This is a genomic window from Kribbella yunnanensis (genome assembly GCF_039529655.1).
GTDB lineage: Bacteria > Actinomycetota > Actinomycetes > Propionibacteriales > Kribbellaceae > Kribbella > Kribbella yunnanensis.
Genome location: NZ_BAAANF010000007.1, coordinates 31,573 through 52,114 on the forward strand (window position 1 = coordinate 31,573; position 20,542 = coordinate 52,114).

The 20,542-nt window shown below is 67.1% G+C and carries 21 protein-coding genes and 2 tRNA genes; 14 read left to right on the forward strand and 9 right to left on the reverse strand.

The genetic code is table 11. The features are described from left to right. Positions 1–98 precede the first annotated feature (98 nt). Both ABD231_RS10550 and ABD231_RS10555 read left to right on the forward strand, forming a co-directional pair. Positions 99–1,133, forward strand: coding sequence for a hypothetical protein (locus ABD231_RS10550; protein WP_344148894.1), 1,035 nt, complete (start codon positions 99–101; stop codon positions 1,131–1,133). A 10-nt stretch (positions 1,134–1,143) separates the two neighbouring features. Next, positions 1,144–1,611 (forward strand): ribose-5-phosphate isomerase, encoded by a 468-nt coding sequence (locus ABD231_RS10555; protein ID WP_344148897.1) that lies wholly within the window; start codon positions 1,144–1,146, stop codon positions 1,609–1,611. Here the strand turns inward: ABD231_RS10555 and ABD231_RS10560 are convergent. Beyond that, positions 1,575–1,760 (reverse strand): hypothetical protein, encoded by a 186-nt coding sequence (locus ABD231_RS10560; protein ID WP_344148900.1) that lies wholly within the window; start codon positions 1,758–1,760, stop codon positions 1,575–1,577. The genes ABD231_RS10555 and ABD231_RS10560 overlap by 37 nt on opposite strands. Positions 1,761–1,770: 10 nt before the next feature. Here ABD231_RS10560 and ABD231_RS10565 point away from each other — a divergent pair, with 10 nt between their 5' ends. The 7 genes from ABD231_RS10565 to ABD231_RS10595 all read left to right on the forward strand — a co-directional run bounded on the left by ABD231_RS10565 (position 1,771) and on the right by ABD231_RS10595 (position 7,092). Next, positions 1,771–2,595 carry an Fpg/Nei family DNA glycosylase gene (locus ABD231_RS10565; protein ID WP_344148903.1) on the forward strand — a complete coding sequence of 275 codons (825 nt, stop codon included), beginning with the start codon at positions 1,771–1,773 and terminating at the stop codon, positions 2,593–2,595. Positions 2,596–2,658: 63 nt separating this feature from the next. Then, entirely contained in the window at positions 2,659–3,753 is a 1,095-nt protein-coding gene (locus tag ABD231_RS10570) for a PP2C family protein-serine/threonine phosphatase (protein WP_344148906.1), read from the forward strand. A 30-nt stretch (positions 3,754–3,783) separates the two neighbouring features. After that, on the forward strand, positions 3,784–4,215 hold the full coding sequence (locus tag ABD231_RS10575; RefSeq protein WP_344149275.1) for a hypothetical protein: 432 nt from the start codon (positions 3,784–3,786) through the stop codon (positions 4,213–4,215). 50 nt (positions 4,216–4,265) lie between these two features. Then, entirely contained in the window at positions 4,266–4,703 is a 438-nt protein-coding gene (locus ABD231_RS10580) for a nitroreductase family deazaflavin-dependent oxidoreductase (RefSeq protein WP_344148909.1), read from the forward strand. A 148-nt stretch (positions 4,704–4,851) separates the two neighbouring features. Continuing rightward, complete coding sequence (locus ABD231_RS10585) at positions 4,852–5,580, forward strand: CDP-alcohol phosphatidyltransferase family protein (RefSeq protein ID WP_344148912.1); 729 nt, start codon at positions 4,852–4,854, stop codon at positions 5,578–5,580. A 1-nt stretch (position 5,581) separates the two neighbouring features. Next, a complete protein-coding gene (locus ABD231_RS10590; RefSeq protein WP_344148915.1) occupies positions 5,582–6,421 on the forward strand; it encodes a DMT family protein in 840 nt (279 codons plus the stop codon). Between the two features lie 98 nt (positions 6,422–6,519). Then, positions 6,520–7,092, forward strand: a complete 573-nt coding sequence (locus tag ABD231_RS10595) for a dihydrofolate reductase family protein (protein WP_344148918.1) — start codon at positions 6,520–6,522, stop codon at positions 7,090–7,092. Positions 7,093–7,110: 18 nt separating this feature from the next. Here ABD231_RS10595 and ABD231_RS10600 read toward each other — a convergent pair whose 3' ends face one another. Next, positions 7,111–8,262, reverse strand: coding sequence for an AAA family ATPase (locus tag ABD231_RS10600; protein WP_344148921.1), 1,152 nt, complete (start codon positions 8,260–8,262; stop codon positions 7,111–7,113). Between the two features lie 105 nt (positions 8,263–8,367). On the opposite strand from ABD231_RS10600, the gene ABD231_RS10605 reads away from it, so the two are divergent. Next, positions 8,368–9,789, forward strand: coding sequence for an ATP-binding protein (locus ABD231_RS10605; RefSeq protein WP_344148924.1), 1,422 nt, complete (start codon positions 8,368–8,370; stop codon positions 9,787–9,789). A gap of 318 nt (positions 9,790–10,107) precedes the next feature. Here ABD231_RS10605 and ABD231_RS10610 read toward each other — a convergent pair whose 3' ends face one another. Together ABD231_RS10610 and ABD231_RS10615 are read right to left on the reverse strand one after the other, a co-directional pair. Next, complete coding sequence (locus ABD231_RS10610; RefSeq protein ID WP_344148927.1) at positions 10,108–11,976, reverse strand: ABC transporter ATP-binding protein; 1,869 nt, start codon at positions 11,974–11,976, stop codon at positions 10,108–10,110. Next, positions 11,973–13,637 (reverse strand): ABC transporter ATP-binding protein, encoded by a 1,665-nt coding sequence (locus ABD231_RS10615; protein ID WP_344148930.1) that lies wholly within the window; start codon positions 13,635–13,637, stop codon positions 11,973–11,975. The genes ABD231_RS10610 and ABD231_RS10615 overlap by 4 nt, the downstream gene beginning before the upstream one ends. A gap of 361 nt (positions 13,638–13,998) precedes the next feature. Here ABD231_RS10615 and ABD231_RS10620 point away from each other — a divergent pair, with 361 nt between their 5' ends. Genes ABD231_RS10620 through ABD231_RS10630 form a run of 3 tightly spaced genes read left to right on the forward strand, consistent with a single transcriptional unit; the run spans position 13,999 to position 16,143 of the window. Further along, positions 13,999–15,198 carry an MFS transporter gene (locus ABD231_RS10620; RefSeq protein ID WP_344148933.1) on the forward strand — a complete coding sequence of 400 codons (1,200 nt, stop codon included), beginning with the start codon at positions 13,999–14,001 and terminating at the stop codon, positions 15,196–15,198. A gap of 22 nt (positions 15,199–15,220) precedes the next feature. Continuing rightward, complete coding sequence (locus ABD231_RS10625) at positions 15,221–15,682, forward strand: AAA family ATPase (protein WP_344148937.1); 462 nt, start codon at positions 15,221–15,223, stop codon at positions 15,680–15,682. Then, complete coding sequence (locus tag ABD231_RS10630; RefSeq protein WP_344148940.1) at positions 15,679–16,143, forward strand: DinB family protein; 465 nt, start codon at positions 15,679–15,681, stop codon at positions 16,141–16,143. The genes ABD231_RS10625 and ABD231_RS10630 overlap by 4 nt, the downstream gene beginning before the upstream one ends. Here ABD231_RS10630 and ABD231_RS10635 read toward each other — a convergent pair. From ABD231_RS10635 to ABD231_RS10655, 5 genes are all read right to left on the reverse strand, one after another. Then, on the reverse strand, positions 16,140–16,691 hold the full coding sequence (locus ABD231_RS10635; protein WP_344148943.1) for an AAA family ATPase: 552 nt from the start codon (positions 16,689–16,691) through the stop codon (positions 16,140–16,142). The two genes, ABD231_RS10630 and ABD231_RS10635, sit on opposite strands and share 4 nt — an antisense overlap. Before the next feature lie 98 nt (positions 16,692–16,789). Next, complete coding sequence (locus tag ABD231_RS10640; RefSeq protein WP_344148946.1) at positions 16,790–17,116, reverse strand: hypothetical protein; 327 nt, start codon at positions 17,114–17,116, stop codon at positions 16,790–16,792. Positions 17,117–17,125: 9 nt separating this feature from the next. Further along, positions 17,126–18,910 carry a vWA domain-containing protein gene (locus ABD231_RS10645; RefSeq protein WP_344148949.1) on the reverse strand — a complete coding sequence of 595 codons (1,785 nt, stop codon included), beginning with the start codon at positions 18,908–18,910 and terminating at the stop codon, positions 17,126–17,128. Continuing rightward, on the reverse strand, positions 18,903–19,964 hold the full coding sequence (locus ABD231_RS10650; RefSeq protein ID WP_344148952.1) for an ATP-binding protein: 1,062 nt from the start codon (positions 19,962–19,964) through the stop codon (positions 18,903–18,905). The genes ABD231_RS10645 and ABD231_RS10650 overlap by 8 nt, the downstream gene beginning before the upstream one ends. Before the next feature lie 280 nt (positions 19,965–20,244). Next, a tRNA-Gly gene (locus ABD231_RS10655) sits at positions 20,245–20,315 on the reverse strand. Between the two features lie 125 nt (positions 20,316–20,440). Between ABD231_RS10655 and ABD231_RS10660 the strand changes: the two genes are divergently transcribed. Beyond that, positions 20,441–20,513: transfer RNA gene (locus ABD231_RS10660), tRNA-Pro, on the forward strand. Positions 20,514–20,542 lie beyond the last annotated feature (29 nt).

Sequence of the window (20,542 nt, forward strand, 5' to 3'; positions counted from 1 at the left end):
GAAAGATTCGGTCTGGGGTTCAAGGGTTGAACTGAGCTGCCCGTGCCGGTGAAGGTTGCTCACCAACGGGAATTCTTCAAGTGGTGAGTAGGTAGCACATGACGTTACGTGACGAGCGCACCGAGCTCGATGTCGTCCCCGCCGGTGTGACCGCCGGCATCGCCGTGTTCGACCGCCACACCGGGCGGTTCGTGCAGCAGTCCAACGCCGACCATCGGTTTCGCTCCGCCTCGGTGGTGAAGCTCCTGATCGTCCTGGACCTGCTGTGGGAACTCGGGCCGACGTACACCGTCGAGGCGGCGGACCGGGCGCGTTTAGAGGTAATGCTGCGCAGTAGCGACGACGATGCAGCCAGTTACTACTGGGATCACAACGGTGGCGCGGCCATCGTCGAGCGGATGGTGCGGCGGCTCGGGCTGACCCACACCGACGGCCCGCCGCCCACCCATCCGGGCTTCTGGGGCTATGTCGCGATCACTGCCGCAGACACCGTCCGGATCTATCGATACATCCTGGATCATGCGCCGGCACCGGTCCGGAACCTGGTGATGGACCTGCTGCACGAGCCGACCAGGTACGGCACCGACGGCTTCGATCAGTTCTTCGGGATCGCCTCGGTATTCGATCCTGATTTCAGCATCAAGCAGGGCTGGTCCGGCTTTCTCGGCTCGAGCGGCTACAGCAGCGACCGCGCCAAGCCGGCGGCCAGTCTCGACCTCGTCAGCGACGCCTTGCACACCACCGGCACCGTCGGCAAGGACGACCGCTGCATCGTGTCGGTCTACACACTGCATCCGCGGGGGACGCAGTACGGGAAGGCATACACCGATGTGACCCGGTTGACCCGGTCGCTGATCGTTCCGGGCGGGGTGCGGACCAGTGGGAGCTGGCTGGCCACCACCGGGGAGGGAGTGCGGGTCCGGACGGCCCCGAACACCTCCTGCGGGATCCTGGGCATGCTGCCGGCCGGAGTCGAAGTTCTGGTCAGTGGGCAGAAGCAGGGTGAGCTCATCGACGTACCGCCGCGGTCCAGCGACTGGTGGGCCTATCTGCCCAAGTACGGCGGCTACGTGACCACCGTGTACGTCGGGTCCGGTGCACCCAAGCTGCCAGGCGTTCCGGTGTATCAGTAGATTGCAGCTCATGCGAGTGCACATCGGCTCTGACCATGCCGGCTTCGAGCTCAAGAATCACCTGGTCCAGCACCTCACCGCTGCTGGCCACGACGTCGTCGACCACGGTCCCGCCGTGTACGACGCGGTGGACGACTACCCGCCATACTGTCTGCGGGCCGGTGCCGGAGTGGTGGCGGACCCGGGCAGCCTGGGTGTGGTGATCGGCGGCTCCGGCAACGGGGAGCAGATCGCGGCGAACAAGGTGAAGGGTGTCCGGGCCGTACTGGCCTGGAGCACCGACACCGCCAAGCTGGGGCGTGAGCACAACAACGCCAACGTGGTCAGCGTCGGGGCGCGGATGCACTCGACCGAAGAGGCGGTCGGGTTCGTGGAGACGTTCCTGGCCACCGACTACTCCGGCGAGGCGCGGCACACCCGCCGGATCGACATGCTGAGTGCTTACGAGTCGACGGGCGAGTTGCCGCCGCTCTCCTGATCCTGATCCTCCGGAGGCTTGACCCCGCGGCGTTTGAACGGCTCTCGTGGCCGGGAGACGTCGCGGGCCCGCATCGACCGGCCGATGCCGACCACGGCCGGTGTCGCCGGTCCGGACCGGCCCTTCGGCGTACCACCTGCAATCCCCATAAGAGGAATCATGCCTGAAGGCCACACTCTGCACCGGCTGGCGAACGACGTCTGGGACGCGTTCGGCGGCCGGCCGGTCCGGGCGAGCAGTCCGCAGAGCCGGTTCGTCGACGGCGCCGCGCTGCTCGACGGGCACGTGCTGCGGCAGACAGAGGCCCACGGCAAGCACTTCCTCGCCGACTTCGAGGGAGCGGGCTGGCTACACATCCACCTCGGTCTGATCGGCAAGGTCGACTTCGGGGCGGCCCCGGTCCCCGAACCGGTCGGACAGGTCCGCCTGCGGCTGCAGAACAACACGTCGTACGCCGATCTGCGCGGTGCGACCGTTTGTGAGGTGCTGACCGACGGCGAACGCGAAGTGCTGATCGGACGGCTCGGTCCGGACCCGCTGCGCGACGACGCCGACCCGGAGCTCGCCTGGAAGCGGATCCATCGCAGCAAGCAGCCGATCGGGCAGCTGCTGATGGACCAGGAGGTGTTGAGTGGCGTCGGCAACGTCTACCGCGCCGAGGTGCTGTTCCGCGCCAAGCTGCACCCGATGACCCGCGGCAACCTGGTCAAGAAGCGCGAGTGGCAGGGCATGTGGGACGACCTGCTCGAGCTGATGAAGTACGGCGTCGAGACCGGCCGCATCGACACTGTTGCCGACGACCACACGCCCGAGGCGATGGGCCGCGACCCACGACAGGACGATCACGGCGGCGAGGTCTACGTCTACCGCCGGCAAGGGCAGCGCTGCCATGTCTGCCACTCGGTGATCCGCACCGAGATCCTGGCCCAGCGCAACCTTTTCTGGTGCCCGAAGTGCCAACGCACCGGTCTCACCAGAAAGTAAGTCTGAACAGTTATCAAGTTTTTTGATGCGCGGACCAAGGAGTGCCGTTATCTTCTTCACACCATGATCAGGAGTGGCGGACGCGCTGTAGTACGACGAGTCGGCCGCTTGGTCGTCGCGGTGGTCAGACGCGCGCGTCGGTTGCACCCGCTCGCCTTCTTCGCGTTGCTCTCGTTGTCAGTCGTGTTCGCGATCGCCAGTGCGGCGTGGCCCACGCACGTTCCGGCCGCTGCGCTGGTCATCCCGTTGTTGCTCGGCGGCCTGGTTCTGGGCTTCCGGCAACTGGTCGTCTTCACGCTGGTGACGTTGATGATCGCGTCGTTCGTGCTCGTGTCCCGGCAAGCGCCGGTTCCGATGACCGGGTTCCTGCTGGTGATCGGTGCGATCGGCTGGATCGTCATCGCGGGTGCGAAGGTTCGCAATCAGCTCGGCGTCCCCGGCACCCGTGGTGAGTCGATGCTGATGGAGTTGCGCGACACCCTCACCGCTCAGGGCGAGTTGCCGCCACTGCCGAGTGGGTGGCGGGCCGAGGTGGCGATCCAGTCGGCGGGCAAGTCGAAGTTCTCCGGCGACTTCGTGGTGTCGACGCAACGGGACGACGTACTGGAGGTCGCGCTGGTCGATGTCTCGGGCAAGGGAGTCGATGCGGGGACACGGGCGCTGCTGCTCTCTGGTGCCTTCGGCGGACTGCTCGGCGTCGTACCGGTCGACGACTTCCTGCCGGCCGCCAACCGCTATCTGCGGCGGCAGGACTGGGAGGACGACTTCGCGACCGTCGTCCATGTCGCGGTTGAGCTGACCACGGGCCAGTTCTGCGTCCGGACGGCCGGGCATCCACCGGCGATCCAGTTCGACGCCTGGTCGGGGCGGTGGCAGACGCGGGACGCGGACGGGCCGTTGCTCGGGCTGATGGAAGCACCGGAGTTCGCGCCGAACCACGGCCAGCTGAAGCCGGGCGACGCGCTGTTCCTGTACAGCGACGGCATGGTCGAGACGCCGCGGCGCGACATCGGGCGCGGTACCGACCGGCTCGCCGGGGCCGCGGAACGCCTGGTGGCACAGGGATTTCGGGGCGGCGCGGCCGAGCTGGTCGCCGCGGCCGGAGGACCGGGCGACGACTCGGCGATCGTGATCATCCACCGGCTCGAGCATTCCTAACCTGGCGATGGCGTAGCCTGCTCCGTCGTGATGGATGCTGCTGATCGGAGTGCGCCGGACGTCTCGTTCGACGAGCTGGTCGCGTCGATGCCGGACGAGCTGCGCGCGGTCTTCCCGCCGACCCGATGGCAGCTCGAGAAGCTGTGGGCGCTCGACCTGAAGGTCGAACCGATCGAGGTCGCGGACCTGGTCTGGATGTTCGACCTGCCGTTGTGGCACCTCGACGGCGAACGCTTCAAGGTGACGCCGAACCAGGTCGCCGAGACGCCGATGAACTACCGCCCGCACTACCAGCGGGTGATGGACGCCGACCTGGAGCTCCCGATCAACCTGGTCGCGTACCGCGGCCGGCTGGTCGTGCTGGACGGTGTCCACCGGTTGCTGAAGGCGCACTTCCTGCGCCGCCGCTGGGTCGAGGCGACGATCGCCACTGCCACCCAGCTGCAGTCCTGCGCGCCGTGATGGCGCGCGGTCATTGTGGATGATGATGCGTCACCATTATCATGGGTGACATGACCACCAACGACGAATACGCCCCGAGCACCTCCGACTGGGTCCGCGAGCAGGTAGACAAGGTCGCCGAGGCCGGTACCACCGACGCCGTCGACATCATGGGCCTGAAGGTCGTCCTGCTGACCATGCGCGGCGCCAAGTCCGGCAAGATCCGCAAGGTCCCGCTGATGCGGGTCGAGCGGGACGGTGTGTACGTCGCGGTCGCGTCGCTCGGCGGCGCCCCGAAGAACCCCGTCTGGTACTACAACCTGAAGGCCGACCCGAACCTCACCCTCCAGGACGGTGACGTCACCAAGCAGTACGTCGCCCGCGAGATCGACGGCGCCGAGTACGACGAGTGGTGGCCGATCGCGGTCGCCGCCTACCCGCCGTACGAGGAGTACAAGGCCAAGACGACCCGCAAGATGCCGTTCTTCGTGCTCGAGCCGGTCGAGTAGTTCCCGTCCGTGCGCACACCCGATCCGGCGTGTGCGCACAGCCGGTGCGTAGGTCAGGACCTGCTCTGTGAGACGCTGGCGGCGGCGCGTTGCGCCGAATTCTGGGCCTGTTTGAGTTCTGGGAGTCGTCCTGACCACACACGACGCGGTGCGGGAGCCGTTCGTCGGGTCGACGCGGTTGCGTCTGGCCGGATTCGCGCTGCACGCCTATACCGCGAGCGGAACCGTCCTCGCGCTGCTGATCGTCATCGCCGCCATCGACGGCGATGCCGTCCGCGCCCTGTGGCTCGGACTGGCCGCACTGATCATCGACGGCACCGACGGGATGCTCGCCCGCAAACTGCGGGTCAAGGAGACCATCCCGTGGTTCGACGGCGCGATGCTCGACAACATCGTCGACTACCTGACATATGCGTTCGCGCCGATCGTGCTGCTCTGGACCGGTCACTACCTGCCGTCGGGCGGGTGGGGCGCGGTGCTGGCCGCGCTGCCGCTGCTTGCCTCGAGCTACCAGTTCTGCCGGACCGATGCGAAGACCGACGACCACTTCTTCCTCGGCTTCCCCAGCTACTGGAACGTGGTCGCCTTCTACGTGGTGATCCTCGGCCTCAGCCCGACCACCACCGGCCTGATCCTGGTGATCTGCTCGATCCTCGTCTTCGTCCCGGTCAAGTACGTCTACCCGTCCCGGACGAAGGTGTTCCGGTCGCTGAACCTGCTGACGACCGCGATCTGGATGGCCTCGTACGCCGTACTGCTGGCCCAGATGCCGAACCCGAACGCGATCGTGGTCGCGATCTCGCTCGCCTACCTGCTGTACTACGGGGCGCTCAGTCTGTACCTGACGTTCTGGGTGCCGCGCCGCAAGGTCGCCTGACTTGACCCTAGGACTCGGCCTCGGGGCAGCGCTGGCTGCCGCTGTCCTGTTCGGTATCGCCGCGATCCTGCAGGCGGTCGGTTCCCGCAAGGTGCCGACGCAGTCCGAGTTGGATCCGCGACAGTTCGCCGGGTTCGTCGTCGCGCTGCTCCGGCAGCCCGCGTTCCTCGGCGCGCTGGCGCTCCAGTTGGCCGGCTTCGGCCTGCACTTCGTCGCGCTTCGGCTGCTCCCGCTCTACCTGGCTCAGGCCGGGATCGCGGTCAGCCTCGTCGTCACCGCGCTGCTCGCGACCCGGCTGATGTCTGACCAGTTGAGCGTCGTCGAGTGGTCGGCGGTGATTGCTGTCGTGGTCGGTCTCGGCCTGCTCGCGGTGTCCGCCGGTGACGCGGGGCCGAACGTTCAGCACCACGGGCTCACCATTGGGGTCATCGTCGGTCTGATCGCGATCGCCGTTCTCGGTGCGCTGGCCAGTCGCTCGCAACACGGGATCTCCACGGCTCTGCTGGGCATGCTTTCGGGACTCGGGTACGCCGGGGTCGCGATCTCCGCTCGTCTGCTGCAGGACGGTTCGATCGGCGAGCTCCTGCGCAGCCCCACGGCGTACACGCTCCCGGTCAGTGGCGCGCTGGCCTTCATCCTCTACTCGCTCGCCCTCCAACGCGGCTCGGTCACACTCGCCACCACCCCGATGATCGCGCTGCAGACCATCACGCCGGCGGTCGTCGGCGTCGTCGTACTGTCCGATGCCGTGCGTGCCGGATGGTGGCCGCTGGCTCTCGTCGGTTTCCTCCTGTCGGCTGCCGGATCTGTCGTCCTGGTGCGGTTCGAGTCCGTCAAGTAGCTCTGTGACCGGGGTCACATTATGGTGATGTCGTCTTCGGGCGACCCCGGTCGACGCTGTGATGTCAGCAGCAACCACCTTCTTGGAGGAGAAGTCAGATGCGCACTCTCATCACCACCGCGTTCGTTTCGCTCGACGGCGTGATCGAGGCGCCGGGCGGGGAGCCCGGCTACCGGAACTCCGGCTGGACGTTCAAGGACATCGCGGTCGACGAGGCGGCGTACGAGCTGAAGGGCCAGGAGCAGGAGGAGGCGACCGCGATGATGATCGGTCGCGTCAGCTACGAGTCGTTCTCGAAGGTCTGGCCGTCGATCACCGACTTCCCGCGGTACAACGCGATGCCGAAGTACGTCGTCTCGAGCAGCCTGCAGGAGTCCGACCTCGTCGACAACTGGGGTGAGATCTCCATCCTGCGATCCCTCGACGACGTCGCCGCGCTGAAGGAGACCGAGGGCGGCCCGATCAGCATCCACGGCAGCGCCACCCTGAACCGCAACCTCGCCGACGCCGGCCTGATCGACCGCTACAGCCTGCTCGTCTTCCCGGTCCTGCTCGGCGCCGGCAAGCGCCTGTTCAGCGAGAGCGACAAGGACAAGCAGCGCCTGCAGCTCGTCGACAACGCGTCGTACTCGAACGGGATCCAAAAGCTTGTGTACGACGTTGTTCGCTGATTTTTGGGGATGTGGCCGTCAGCGTGACGGCCACTTCCAGGGCGGCTCGTCGAGCGGTCCTTGCCCGGCGATCGTCGTGGCACCGTGGTCCTTGACCAGCTCGATCGTGTGCAGGTCGTCGTTCAGCGCCTGAAGTGATGCGGTGAACGGTCTGGAGTGCGTCACCACGATCACCTGGGTCTCCTTGGCGGCCGTGACGACCAGATTCGCCAGTGCAGGAAGCAGATCCGGGTGCAGGCTCGTCTCCGGCTCGTTCAGCACCAGTAGCTCCGGCGGTCGCGGTGTCAGCAGTGCGGCGACCCACAGCAGGTATCGCAGCGTCCCGTCCGACAGCTCCGCCCCTTGGAGCGGCCGCAGCAGCCCGTGCTGGTGGAACGCGAGTTCGAACCGGCCCGCGTTGTCAAGGATCTCGACGCTGCTCCCCGGAAAGGCCTGGTCAACCGCCTCCGCCACCGCTGATGCCGACCCGATCTCCTGGATCGTCTGCAGCGCCGCGGCCAGATCCGCACCCTCGGGCCCGAGCACCGGTGTCCGCGTTCCCACCTGTGCCTGTCGCGCCGGCGCGTCCGCATCCGTCCTCAAGTGGTCGTAGAACCGCCACGACCGCATCCGCTCCCGCACCTGCAACAACTCCGGCGCCCGCTGCGGATCCGCGAACTGACTCAACATACTGTCGAACGTCTGCAACTCCGGCCCGCCGCGATCCCACCCACCGCCCTCGCCCCGGATCCGCACCTGACTGTTCACCCGCTCCACCAGCAACGCCGCCGGCCGCAGAAAAGGCCCCGCCCACAACGACTCCCGCTTGATCTCCGGATCCTTCGCAAACATCGAAGCCGACGGCAGCGGCAACCCAAGATCCATCAGATAGCCGTAGTCGTCCGCCGCAAACCCCATCCGCAACGTCACCGGCCCCATCCGCCGCGTCCCCTGCACTGGCCGATCCGTCCGCACAAACTCCGGCCCCGCCCACAACGTCGACCCCAGCCCGCCCTCCCGCGCCAACGCCGCCACAGCCCCATTCCGCGAAGCGTCGGCGAGCAGCCGCAAAGCCCGGTACAAACTCGACTTCCCGCTCCCGTTGGCCCCCGTCACCACATTCAACCCCCGCAACGGCATCACCACCCGCCGCAACGACCGATAGTTCTCCACCGCCAACGTCCGCAACATGCCGCCAACGTACAGACCTCGTCTGACAGTGCCGAAGACTGCCTCTGATGTTAGTATCATGGGAGATAGTATCTTTGGTGTTAGTTAATAGGTCAGGTGGTCTTGGTGAGCGGGTTTGTTGGGCGGCGTGCTGAGCTCGGGGTCCTCGAGGAACTGCTGGCGGCCGTCCGCGAGGGCGGGCGAGTGGGTCGGCCAGGCCGCGCTGTGTCGGTTCGTGGGCGGCGCCGGGTCGGGAAATCGCGGTTGGTCGAGGAGTTCCTGGAGCGGGCCGACGTACCGCATGTCTATTTCACTGCTGTCGGAGGATCGACGGCGAACGACCTGAGCGGATTCGCCCACGAGGTCGCGATCTCGTCGCTTCCTGGTGCGGCCGGGGCTGAAGGATTCGCCGCCCCGCAGACCTGGGATGCGGCGTTCGGGGTGCTGGCTGCTGTGTTGCCGGCCGATCAGCCGAGCGTCGTGGTCATCGACGAGTTGCCCTACCTGATTCGTGAAGACAGCACCGTGGAAGGCGCACTGCAGAAAGCGTTCGATCGGACGCTGTCCAAGCTCCCGGTGCTGCTGATCCTGATCGGCTCGGACATCGCCATGATGGAACGGCTCAACACCTACGGCCGGCCGTTCTACCAGCGCGGTACCGAGTTGGTCGTCCCGCCGCTCAGCCCGGCCGACGTCGCCGCCATGCTCGACCTGCCTCCGGCCGACGCCTTCGACGCCTTCCTCGTGTCCGGGGGACTTCCGCTGATCCTGGAGGAATGGCCGCGCGGAGCCGGTGTGTGGGACTACCTCGACCATGCGCTACGACGACCGACATCCGCGTTGCTGGTCAGCGGCGAGCGCGTGTTGTCCGCGGAGTTTCCCACGGAAGCCCAAGCCCAGAAGGTGTTGCAGACCATCGGAAGCGGCGAACGCACCTTCAGCTCCATCGGCCGAGCTGCAGGCAGCCTGCAAGCGACCTCCTTGCAACGCGCGTTGAGTGAGCTCACCAGCCGTCGTGTCGTCGCAGCAGAACGCCCCCTGTCGACCAAGCCCAGCAAGGAAACGCGCTACTGGGTAGACGACTCGTATCTGCGCTTCTGGCTCGCCTTCGTAGGTGCGGCGATCCCAACGATCGAGCGCGGCCGCGGCGACCTCGTGATCGAGTCGGTACGGCGGGGTTGGACGTCCTGGCGTGGACGCGCCATCGAACCCGTGATCCGAGAAGCCCTCTGGCGCATCGCCGACGACCGCCTCCCGGCGGACACCCAGGTGATCGGCGGCTATTGGACCCGCAGCAACAATCCAGAGATCGACATCATCGGCGCGGACCGCGCACCGGTTGCAGACAAGGTCACCATGGTCGGATCGATCAAGTGGCTGGAGAAGAAACCTTTCGACGCACGCGACCTGGCGACCTTGATCAACCACCGGGCCCAACTCCCGGGTGCTACCGCCGACACCCCTCTGGTCGCAGTCAGCCGCAGCGGATGCACTGCAAAGGGAGTCCAGGCCTTCACGCCCGACGACCTGCTCGCAGCCTGGCGCTGACGCGAGTGGGCGAACCGGCGCGCCATGACAACCGCACCGCGGCGCCCACGTCCAGGCGTACGTCGCCCGAATTCCCCAGTTGTGATGGCCTTGGCGTTCGCGGCTCGCCCGAGAGCCCAGGTGCGGCAGGACGCCGCCCGCGGCGGTAGCCGCAGATTCGCGCGGTAGCGCTAGAGGCGGGCGGAGCACGCCGCGTCGGGGTGGGTGGGAGTGGTCGCGTAGCGCGCGACGTAGGAGTGCGCGTAGTCGGGCGCGTGGGGTTGGTCGTCGTACGGGGGTGTGGTCGGCGCGTGGGGGGTGAGCCACGCGCCGACCGGCTCAGGCCAGGGAGTCTTCCCAGGCTTGGTGGAGGCCGGCGTAGTTGCCGCCGGTGGTGATGAGGATTTCTGGGGGGCCGTCTTCGAGGATGCGGCCGTGTTCGAGGACGAGGACTCGGTCGGCTGTTTCCACCGTGGAGAGGCGGTGGGCGATGACGATGGCGGTGCGGTCCGCGAGGATGGTGCGGAGGGCTCGTTGGATGAGGCGTTCGCTGGGGATGTCCAGGCTGGAGGTGGCCTCGTCCAGGATCAGTACGGCGGGGTCGGCGAGGAAGGCTCGGGCGAACGCGACCAGTTGGCGCTGGCCGGCGGACAGGCGGCTGCCTCGTTTCTCCACTTGGGTTTCGTAGCCCTGGGGGAGTGCGGTGATGAAGTCGTGCGCGCCGATCACCTTGGCTGCTTCGACCACCTCGTCCAGGGTGGCGTCGGGCTTGCCGAAGCGGATGTTGTCGGCGACCGAGCCGGTGAAGAGGAAGTTCTCCTGGGTCACCATCACGACCCGCTCGCGCAGGTCGTCCTCGGTCAGGTCACGCAGGTCCTGGCCGTCCAGCAGTACGCGGCCGCCGGTCGGGTCGTAGAAACGTGAGACCAGCTTGGCGATCGTCGTCTTCCCGGCGCCCGTCGTACCGACCAGGGCTAGCGTCTGCCCCGCCGGCACGTCCAGGTCGAGACCCGGCAGCACCGGTACGCCGTCGACGTACTGGAACTGGACTCCGCGCAACTCGAGGTGACCGCGGGCAACTCCGGGCTTCACGGGCTTGCTGGGCTCGGCCACGTCCGGCTCCTCGTTGAGTACGCCGGACAGCTTCTCCAGCGCGGCACTCGCGGACAGGAACGTGTTGTAGAACTGCGAGATGTCCTGCAGCGGCTCGAAGAACTGGCGCAGGTAGAGCAGGAACGCGGTCAGTACGCCGACGGTGACATGACCGTGGTACGCCTGGTACCCGCCGTACGCGAGGATCGCCACGATGGTCACGTTGCCGACGCCCTTGATCGACGGCATGAAGACCGCGTTCAGCCGGAACGACTCGTAGTTCGCCTCCCGGTACTGGTCGTTGACGCCGGCGAAGATCTCCTCGTTGCGCGGCTCGCGACGGAACGCCTGGACCGCGCGGATCCCGGTCATCGACTCGACGAAGTGCACGATGACGAGTACGACGGCCTCGCGCGTCCGCCGGTAGACGACCGCCGACCGCTTCCGGAACCAGGCTGTCAGCAACAGCAGGACCGGGAACGACAGCAGCGCGATCAGACCGAGCTTCAGATCGAGCACCAGCAACAGGATCATCGTGCCGAACAGCGTCAGTACCGCGGTCACCAGACCGTCGAACCCGTTGGCGAGCAGTTCGTCGATGACGCTGACGTCGGAGGTCAGGCGGGAAATCACCCGGCCGGATGTGTACTTGTCGTGGAACGCCGGGCTCAACCGCTGGAAGTGGTCGAACACGCGCCGGCGCAGGCCGAGCAGGATCGTCTGCCCGAGCCGGCCGGACCGCATCAGGAAGATCTGCCGGGTGAACGCCTGCAGGAGGGCGCTGAAGAGGACAGCGATTACAACTGTGATCAGTGCTCTCGGTCCGTCGCCGGCGAGGATCGGCGGGATGCCGTTGTCGATGCCGAGGTGGACCAGGTACGGGACCGCGAGCCGGGCCGCGTTCTCGATCACGACGATCGCGACCAGGATCCAAATCAGCTTCTTGTAGGGCCGGAGCAGCTCGCCGAGCAGTTTGCGCGAGTCCTCCTTCAGCCGCACAGTCGTTGCCTTCGACAACTCCTTGCTGCCCTCGTCCTCGTACACCCCGCGCCAGGACTGTTCCGGCTTGTCCGGTTCCTCCTCCTGAGGAGGTGTCTGCTGTTGGGTCGTCGTCATGCGTGCACCTCCTCTTCTTCCGCTGCGAGCAGATGCCGGTACGCCGGTACTGTCGCGAGCAACTCCTGATGGGTACCGACGTGGGTGATCGTGCCGCCCTGCAACAGCGCCACCTGGTCAGCCAGCATCACCGTGGACGCGCGGTGGGCGACCACGATGCCGGTGGTGTCGGCCAGCACCCGGCGGAGTGCCTCCTCGACCAGTGCCTCGGTGTGGACGTCCAGCGCGGACAGGGTGTCGTCCAGCACCAGTACGGCGGGTTTGGCGAGCACCGCACGGGCTAGTGCGAGCCGCTGCCGCTGACCACCTGACAGCGACATGCCCTGCTCGCCGACCCGAGTGTCCAGACCCCACGGGAGGTCGTTGGCGAACTCGGCCTGCGCGACCTGCAGCGCCTCCTGGATCTCGGCGTCCGTGGCGTCCGGGCGGCCGAGGGTGAGGTTCTCCCGGACACTCATCGAGAACAACGTCGGGTCGTCGAACGCCGAGGCGACCGCCGTCCGCAGCGAGTTCAGCGTGAGCTCCCGGATGTCGTGCCCGTCGATGGTGATCCGGCCGGCGGTCACGTCGTACAGGCGCGGGACGAGCGCGGTCAGCGTGGTCTTGCCCGACCCCGTTGCCCCGACGAGGGCGAGCGTCGTACCGGGGGTGAGGTCGAGGTTGATGTCGTGCAGGATCTCCGCGGAGTCGTCGGAGAACTGGAAGCCGACGTGCTCGAAGCGGAGGTGACCGCGGGAGTTCGTCAGCTCGAGCGGACCGGACGTGATCACCGAGTGGGTGTCGAGGATCTCGCTGATCCGGTCTGCCGCGGTCATCGCCTCCTGCGCCATCGCGAGGATCCCGCCGAGCGAAGTGACCGGCCAGACCAGCGACAGCATCAGCGTGATGAACGCGACCAGGGTGCCGAGGGTGATCGCCTCCCGGCCGACCGCGAGCGCGCCGAGCAGCAGCACGATCACCAGCGTCAGGTTCGGGATGACGCCGAGGAAGCTCCAGAACTTGGATGCGAGCCGGACCTTGTCGACCTCGGTGTTGTAGAGGGTGATCGCCTCGTCGTCGAACTGCCGCTGGACGTGCTGCCGGCGGCCGAACGCCTTCACCACGCGGAAGCCGAGCGCCGACTCCTCGATGCGGGTGGCCAGGTCACCCTGCTGGTCCTGGACCTGCCGGGAGATCCGCAGGTACTTCTTCTCGAAGCGCAGCGACAGCAGGACGATCGGTACGGCGGCCGCGAGCACGACGATGCCGAGTGGCCAGTACAGCCGCAGCAGCAGGATCGTGACGACGGCGAGCTGCAGGATGTTCATCACCAGGAACAGCAGGCCGAAGCCCATGAACCGGCGGATCGTGGACAAGTCTGTGGTGACCCGGGACAGCAGCTGACCGCTCTGCCACCGGGTGTGGAACTCCATCGGCAGGGACTGCAGACGGACGTACAGGTCGTGCCGGAGCGATGCCTCCAGGTCGGAGACGGTCCGGGACTGGGCCATCCGGCGGATCCAGACCAGCAGGACCTCGGCGATGCTCAGCCCGAGCGCCAGGAACGCGAGCGGGACGAGCAGGTCCAGCTCACGGCGGGTGACCGGGCCGTCGATGATGGATCGGGTGACCAGGGGAACGGAGAGGCTGACCCCGACACCCAGCATGGCCGTGGAGAACATCAACACCAGCCGCCAGCGGTGCGGCCGCAGATAGGGCCGGAGTCGCCAGAGGTTGCGGCTGCGTTCGGGGGATCGGGGAGACGGCGGTGCGATGGAGGGGGCTGCTATTGAGGGAGCAGGGATCGAGGGAGCTTGGACAGGGTGCTCTGAGGGCATCTGGACGGGCGCACTTCCCATCATCAACTAGGCAGGGGGTTCGCGACCGGAAGACGGCGCACTTTCCAGTATCGCTCAGTAGGTAAGCGCTTGTCGTGCCATTTCCATTCCCCGTGGATGAATTACAGCTTGTTGCAATAGGCCGGCTTGGGGCCGAGCGGTGACCGGCGTCACAGTCATTACGAACCGCGATAGGTTGCCGCACATGGTGTGGCTGGTGCGAGGTGAGGTCCGGAAGCTGTGGGTCGGGCAGGCGGTCTCCACAGCGGGTAGCTCGATCACCACGGTCGCCCTGCCGCTGGTGGCCGTGCTGACGTTGCAGGCGTCGCCACTCCAGATGGGACTCCTGTCTGCGCTGACTGTCTTGCCGCATCTCGTGTTCGGACTGCCTGCCGGGCTAGTGGTCGACAGGGTGTCGCTGCGACGGCTTCTGATCACGGCGGACGTCGGGCGCGCCGTACTGCTCGGGTCGATTCCAGCAGCGGCCGCCGCGGGCGTTCTGCACATGGGCCAGCTGTACGGCGTCGCCGTACTGGCGGGTGTGCTCGCTCTGCTCGCGGATACCGCGGCTCAGACGTTGCTGCCGGCGCTGGTGTCGCGTGCGGACTTGATGCGGGCGAACAGTGCGTCCCTGCTCACCACCAACGTGGCCTCGACCACCGGGCCGTCGGCGGCCGGCTTTCTGGTGCAGGCGGTCAGTGCGCCGTTCGCGATAGTGGTCGATGCGCTGTCGTTCGTGGTGTCGGCGGTGACGTCGTACCTGATTCGGGAACCTTCGCGGATTGGTCTGCGGGAGCGGACGCCGGTGCGGCTGTCGACTGGCCTGCGGGTGCTGTTCGCCGACCGCGTGCTCGGTCCGCTGACGCTGTCGGCGACTGTCGCCTCGCTCTTCGGTGCCATGCAGGGGCCGCTAGTGGTGCTGTATCTGGTCCGCGAGCTGCACTGGTCCCCGGCGTACATCGGTATTGCCCTCACTGCCTCCGGAGCCTCGGCCATAGTCGGCACGCTGCTAGCCACCGCCTGGTGCAACCGCGTCGGCATCGGCCGCGCGTATCTGTCTGGGCAGCTGCTGTCTGTCGTGTCCGGTGCCGCCATGGCAACCGGTCTGGCACCCGTCATCTACCTGGGCCAGATGGTCTCCGGACTAGGCATGGCACTCTTCGGCGTCCCGCAACGCACACTCCGGCAATCCCGCATCCCACCCCACCACCTGGGCCAAGCCACCGCCACCTGGCGCACCCTGGTCATCGGCGGCCAAGCCCTAGGCGCCGCACTGGCCGGTCTGCTCGCCACCGCCCTCGGACTCCGCCCGACACTCCTGCTCTCCAGCGCCGGCATGCTCATCGGCGTACTGATCGCCGCGCTATCACCACTGCGCAGCATCAAAACCCTCAGCGCGGACTGACGGCGTACGGGAGACTGCGCGCATGCCTTTGTTCTACGTGGCCGGTGTGTCCGGAGCCGGGAAGACGACGGTGTGCGCGGAGCTGGTACGACGAGGTCACCCCGCGTACGACGTGGATGCGGACGGGCTGGCGGAGTGGGTGGACGACACCTACACGCTGTCGCCTGCGACAGTCCGTCGACTGGCGGCCGAGGTGGGGGACGCGGTCGGGTTCGTCTGCGGGTCTGTGGGCAACGAGGGGGAGATCTGGGAGCTGTTCGCTCACGTGATCAGTCTGTCGGTGGACGCCGATACCGTGCGGAGGAGGATCGCCCAGCGGCCCAATGGCTTCGGCTCCACCAAGGAGGAGCTCCAGCGCATCTTGGGCTGGCACGCGACCATCGACGCCGACAACGCCCGCTTCGGCGCCACCCTGGTCGATGCCAGCCAGTCGGTGGTCGCCGTGACCGATGAGGTCCTGCGCATGGCCGAGGAGTACCGATGAAACTCGAGTTGTTGGAGGGCCTCCGCCGTAGCCGCGCGCAGGTGTTGGCTGCGGTTGAGGGGATCTCGGAGTACGACCGCAGGCGTCCTGTGGTGGCCAGCGGTACCAATCTGCTCGGGCTGGTTAAGCATCTGGCTGGCGAAGAACACGGGTACCTGGGTGAGTCTCTTGGCCACACGCCCGCGTTGCGACCGACCTGGTTTCGTGACGACCCCTACGAAGAGCACGACATGTGGGCGGAACCGGACGAGTCCACCGACTACATCACCACCGTCTACCGAGAGCTGTCCGCCCACTCCGACCAGGTCATCCTGTCCCTCGATCTGGACAGTCCCGGCCATGTCGCGCACTGGGAGAATCACGAGACCACACTGGGCGTTCTCCTCTTCACCATGGCCACCGAAACCGCCCATCACGCCGGCCACGCCACAGCCCTCCGCCAACTGATCGACCGCGGCTAGTGCGCGATCGGCTCGTTGATTGCGCCGCCTGTGGTCCAGTCGAGGTCGGTGAGGATCCGGTCGACCGTCTGCTCCAGCGTGCTGTCGACACCGATCACCTGCTCGCCCGGAACACCCAGTAGGTCGACTGTCCGGTACCAGTCGCGCATCTGCTCGGCTGTGACCACCTTCGACAGCTCCCGCGTCGAGTGTCGCCGGATCGTCTCCTCGAGCGGCAGTTGGAAGTAGTACGCCCCAGTCACCCCGGCGTGGTCGTCGATGAGCCGCCGAAGGGTGTCGCCGTACGTCGGGTTGTTCAGAATGCCTTCCAGTACGACGTGATACCCGTGGTCGAGCGCATACCGCACCGTCAGGTCGATCAACCCGACATTCGGCTGCCCGAACTTGTCGTGCTCCCGCAACAGAGTCCGCCGGAAATAATCCTGCTCCACCCAAGCCACGCCGTACCCCAGCCGCCGCCGAATCTCCTGCGCCGTACTGCTCTTCCCCGAGCCTGAATTCCCCCTCACCACCACAAGCCGCGTCGTACCGTCCCCGATCTGAGCCACCCGCAGACCCTAACCACTCACCAGCCGCCGCCGAATAATCTCCGCACACTCGTCCGCCCTGAGCACCGACGTGTCGATCCGCCGAGGTTCGATGTCCACTAACAGCTCTCCTCGACGACGACCAGGGACCGACTCTCGGCCTTGAACTCGGCCAGCCGGAAGTCGGTGTGGTCCTCAGGCCGCTTGCGCGCGTCTTCGACGTACGGCGCGATCCGCATCAACAAGGCACTGCGTTCACTGAGCGGCACCGCGCGCACGTCATCCAGATAGACGTGCAGCACGTCCACTTCCGGGTCCTGAATCAACCGCCGTACCCGCCGCCAGCGCACCTCGCCCCCACGAAGACGCCAGCTCACGCCGTCCCGGTCCACGAACAGTCCGTCCCGGATGGGCGAGGGGTACGACCGCTCGGGTTCGGTGTCCACCTGGAGACCCTATTCGACGCGGAAGACCTGGCCGCGTGGCGTGAAGGGGAGGGTGGCGCCGCGGGGGAGGAGCCAGGCGTGGTCCCGGCGGAGGCGGACTACGTCGCAGTAGCCGTCGGTGATGAGGAGGATGGGGCCGGTGGCGGGGAAGTCGTCGGCTCGTTCGAGGAGGTCTACGCCGGGTTGCAGAAGGGTGCCGCCGCGGCCTCGGACCTGGACGCGGCCGGCTATGTCGTCGACCGGGACGTAGCCGGCGTCGTACGCGGCTGCGTCGCAGTAGATGACGCGGGCGGCGGGGACGTCGCGGGCTCGCGAGTACGAAGCGATGGCGCCGAGTGCTTTGCCGAGCAGCATGCGATCCATCGAACCGGACGTGTCCAGGACTACGCCGTACGTCGGGAGTTGCTGCAGCTCGACTGGTCGGATCCAGCCGGGGCGCGGGATGTCCGGCGTACTGTCCTGGCGGCGGGAGGCTCGGGCGTAGGTGCGGGTGCGCTCTACGGCGGGGACGTGTTCTTCGAACCAGCGGGCCAGTTGCGCGTCCCAGCTCAGTGGTGGGTGCTCGAGCGCGCGGATCTCCTCGACGAGGCCTGCGGGGAGCAGTCCGCGCGACGGGTCGTGGTAGGCCAGGCCGGTGTTCAGTGCGCGGCGGTAGATGTCGTCCAGGCCGGCGCCGCGGGCCGCCTCGCCGGTGTGCGGTAGGGGGTGGCCCAGTACGTCGCCCAGTCCGGTACCGCGGAGGGTGGCCAGCTTGCGGTAGCGGCGGAGGTCGGTGGCTACGCGGTCGTAGACCTCCTCGGCGGACATGCCCTTCAGCGCTGGGTCGTACAGCGCACCGTCGGGCATGGTGCCGACGCCCATCTCCAGGAGCCAGCCGTTGATGACCAGGTCGGCTGCGACATTCCACAGGTACGGATCGCGCCCGCCGACGCGCTCACCGTGCCGGAGGGCGGCGTGCAGCATCTCGTGCGCCATGACGAAGCGCCACTCGTTCTGCGTCAGGCTGGTGAGCGGGTTGACGTAGATCTCGCCCACTGCGGCGTTCACGGCCGCCACCTGGATGTCCCAGCCACGGGCCAGCTCAGCTTCGGCCACGATCGTCATGGTGGCGGCGAGTGCACCGAGCAGTGGGTACGACGAGACGAACCAGCCCAGTGCGAGGTCCCACTCGTTCCGGCTCGCACCGCGATCCGTCAGCGACGACCGCGCCCCACCGGCGACGTCTACCGCAGCGGCGGCCGCATCGGACAGTCCGGCGGCAAACAGCTCACTCCATTCCGGTGGCTTGCCCCAGCCGTTCCACCGCTCGATCAGTACGTCGGACTGCGCACCGGCCACGCCGAGGCCGGCGTACTGAGCAGGCACGGCGGTACGTCGCCACTGCCGGGCTAGCGCGTCCTCATCGGTCACTGGGACCTCGGACGGGAGTTCCATGACCGGAGTGCCGAGTTTGAGGGAGCTGAGGAAGTGGTTGACCGCGGTGTCGCAGGCGGCACTCGCAGCCTGGTCAGGCGCCGGCCTGTCGCGTTCCGCATGTCCCAGGCCGAGATGGATGAGCAGGTGCGCGAATACCCAGGTCCACTCGGCTGGAGTGGCTCGGCGGGACGAGTGGGTGACGATCCGGCCGTTGGAGTCGATCGTGGCCCAGCCGTCGCGAGGGACCGAGCTGCTGCGAGTCGGGTGGCTGATCTTGGCTGCCATTGGTGCGAACAACGGATGGCGACGCGTCGCAGCCCAGCCGGCCTGGACCGCCTCCCAGGCCGGGTCCTTGCGGGACTTGCGCCGGTCAGGCACGCGCAGCGACCAGCCGCGGCAGGTCGCGGCTGACCTCGACCAGGAACCACGTCGGCAGCACCGGCCGCCCGTCGTCGTCCGAGGCGATCACCACCTGAGCGATCTCGAGCGAGATCTCGGCCAGCTCCACCAGCAACGCCTTGCCGCGATGCGCGAGCTGACGCGCAGCCGGGCTGCCGGAGTGCTTGTCGGCGGGCAGCTCCTTGACCAGTCGGGCCCGGAAGGTCTCGGCCAGGAAGTACAGCAGGTCGCGGTCCTCCGGAGCGGACGGCCAGCCCGCCTCACCCTTCAGCACCGCCTCCAGCCCGAACGCGTTCCGCACCGTTTTCACGAACGCCCGGAACGCAGAAGCATGTCCCGCAGACAAGGTGCCAAAGGCAAGCACTCGCAACGTCTCGTCGGTGACATCGTCGCCGTAGGAGAGCAGCGCGTCCGACAGCATGTGCCAGCTGCGCGGCGTCGAGAACGGTTCCTCCGTCTTCGGCGGCGCAGTCCAGAGGTGGTCCGGCCGGTTGCGCAGATAATCGAGCACCCACGGGTGAATCCCCGCCGTACCAGCCCACTGCAGCCAGTCACTCGCCGAAGCCCGCAAGTGAACATGCACCAGCCGATTGACCAGCGCACTAGCCATCGGCCGCGCGAGCGCGTTGTCGGTAGCCCGGTTCCCGGCCCCGATCACCACCGACCCCTCCGGCAGTTCGTACTCACCGATCCGCCGATCCAGAATCAACGAGTAGAACGCCTTCTGCACCTCAGCCGAAGAAGCATTCAACTCATCCAGGAACAAGCAATAGGGCTCGTCCCGAGCAATAGCCGCCGGCGGCGCAAACCGACTCCGCCCCTCAACAATCTGCGGCACCCCGATGAGGTCCTCAGGCGCCAGCTGAGTCCCCAGCAGAGTCACACACTCCAACCCCAACGACTCCGCGAACCCCCGCACCAAACTGCTCTTCCCAATCCCCGGAGCCCCCCACAAAAACACCGGCCGAACCACAGCCACATGCAACAAAACCCCCGGCAACTCCCCCGCCGAAACCGAAATCCCCGCCTGCATCCATCCCTCTCACAAACCCAACCCGACCCCCTCCACGATCCTCCCCGCCACACCACCTGTCACCCGAATTTCAGCCGCGTCGGCCAGGAGGAGTGAGCGAGAGTAAACCCCCAGCCACAACCGGAAGCCTGGAAGCGCACCCCAGCCACCGGAGCCGAGCGAAGCGAAGGCCAGGGGGTGCGGGTGGCGGAGCCCCCGCTCGCGCCGAGCGGAGCGACGGCGCACAAATGGCGAGAGCGAGGGGCCGGCGCTTTCCGCCGGCACACCTCGCCCTCGATCGAGCGGGTGACGAGAATCGAACTCGCGTAGTCAGTTTGGAAGACTGGGGCTCTACCATTGAGCTACACCCGCGTGTGCCCACCGGAATGGGTACGGCGGACATGATTCCACATGACCTGGCCGGGGCTCAAACCGGTTCCGGGGTGGGGTGGTGGCGCGAGCACCCCTTCGGGTCGACTAGACTCGTGCGGTCACTGCGGGGCGTAGCGTAGTGGCTAGCGCGCCTGCTTTGGGAGCAGGAGACCGCAGGTTCGAGTCCTGTCGCCCCGACACACCCCCTGCAGCACCGCTGTGGTGCG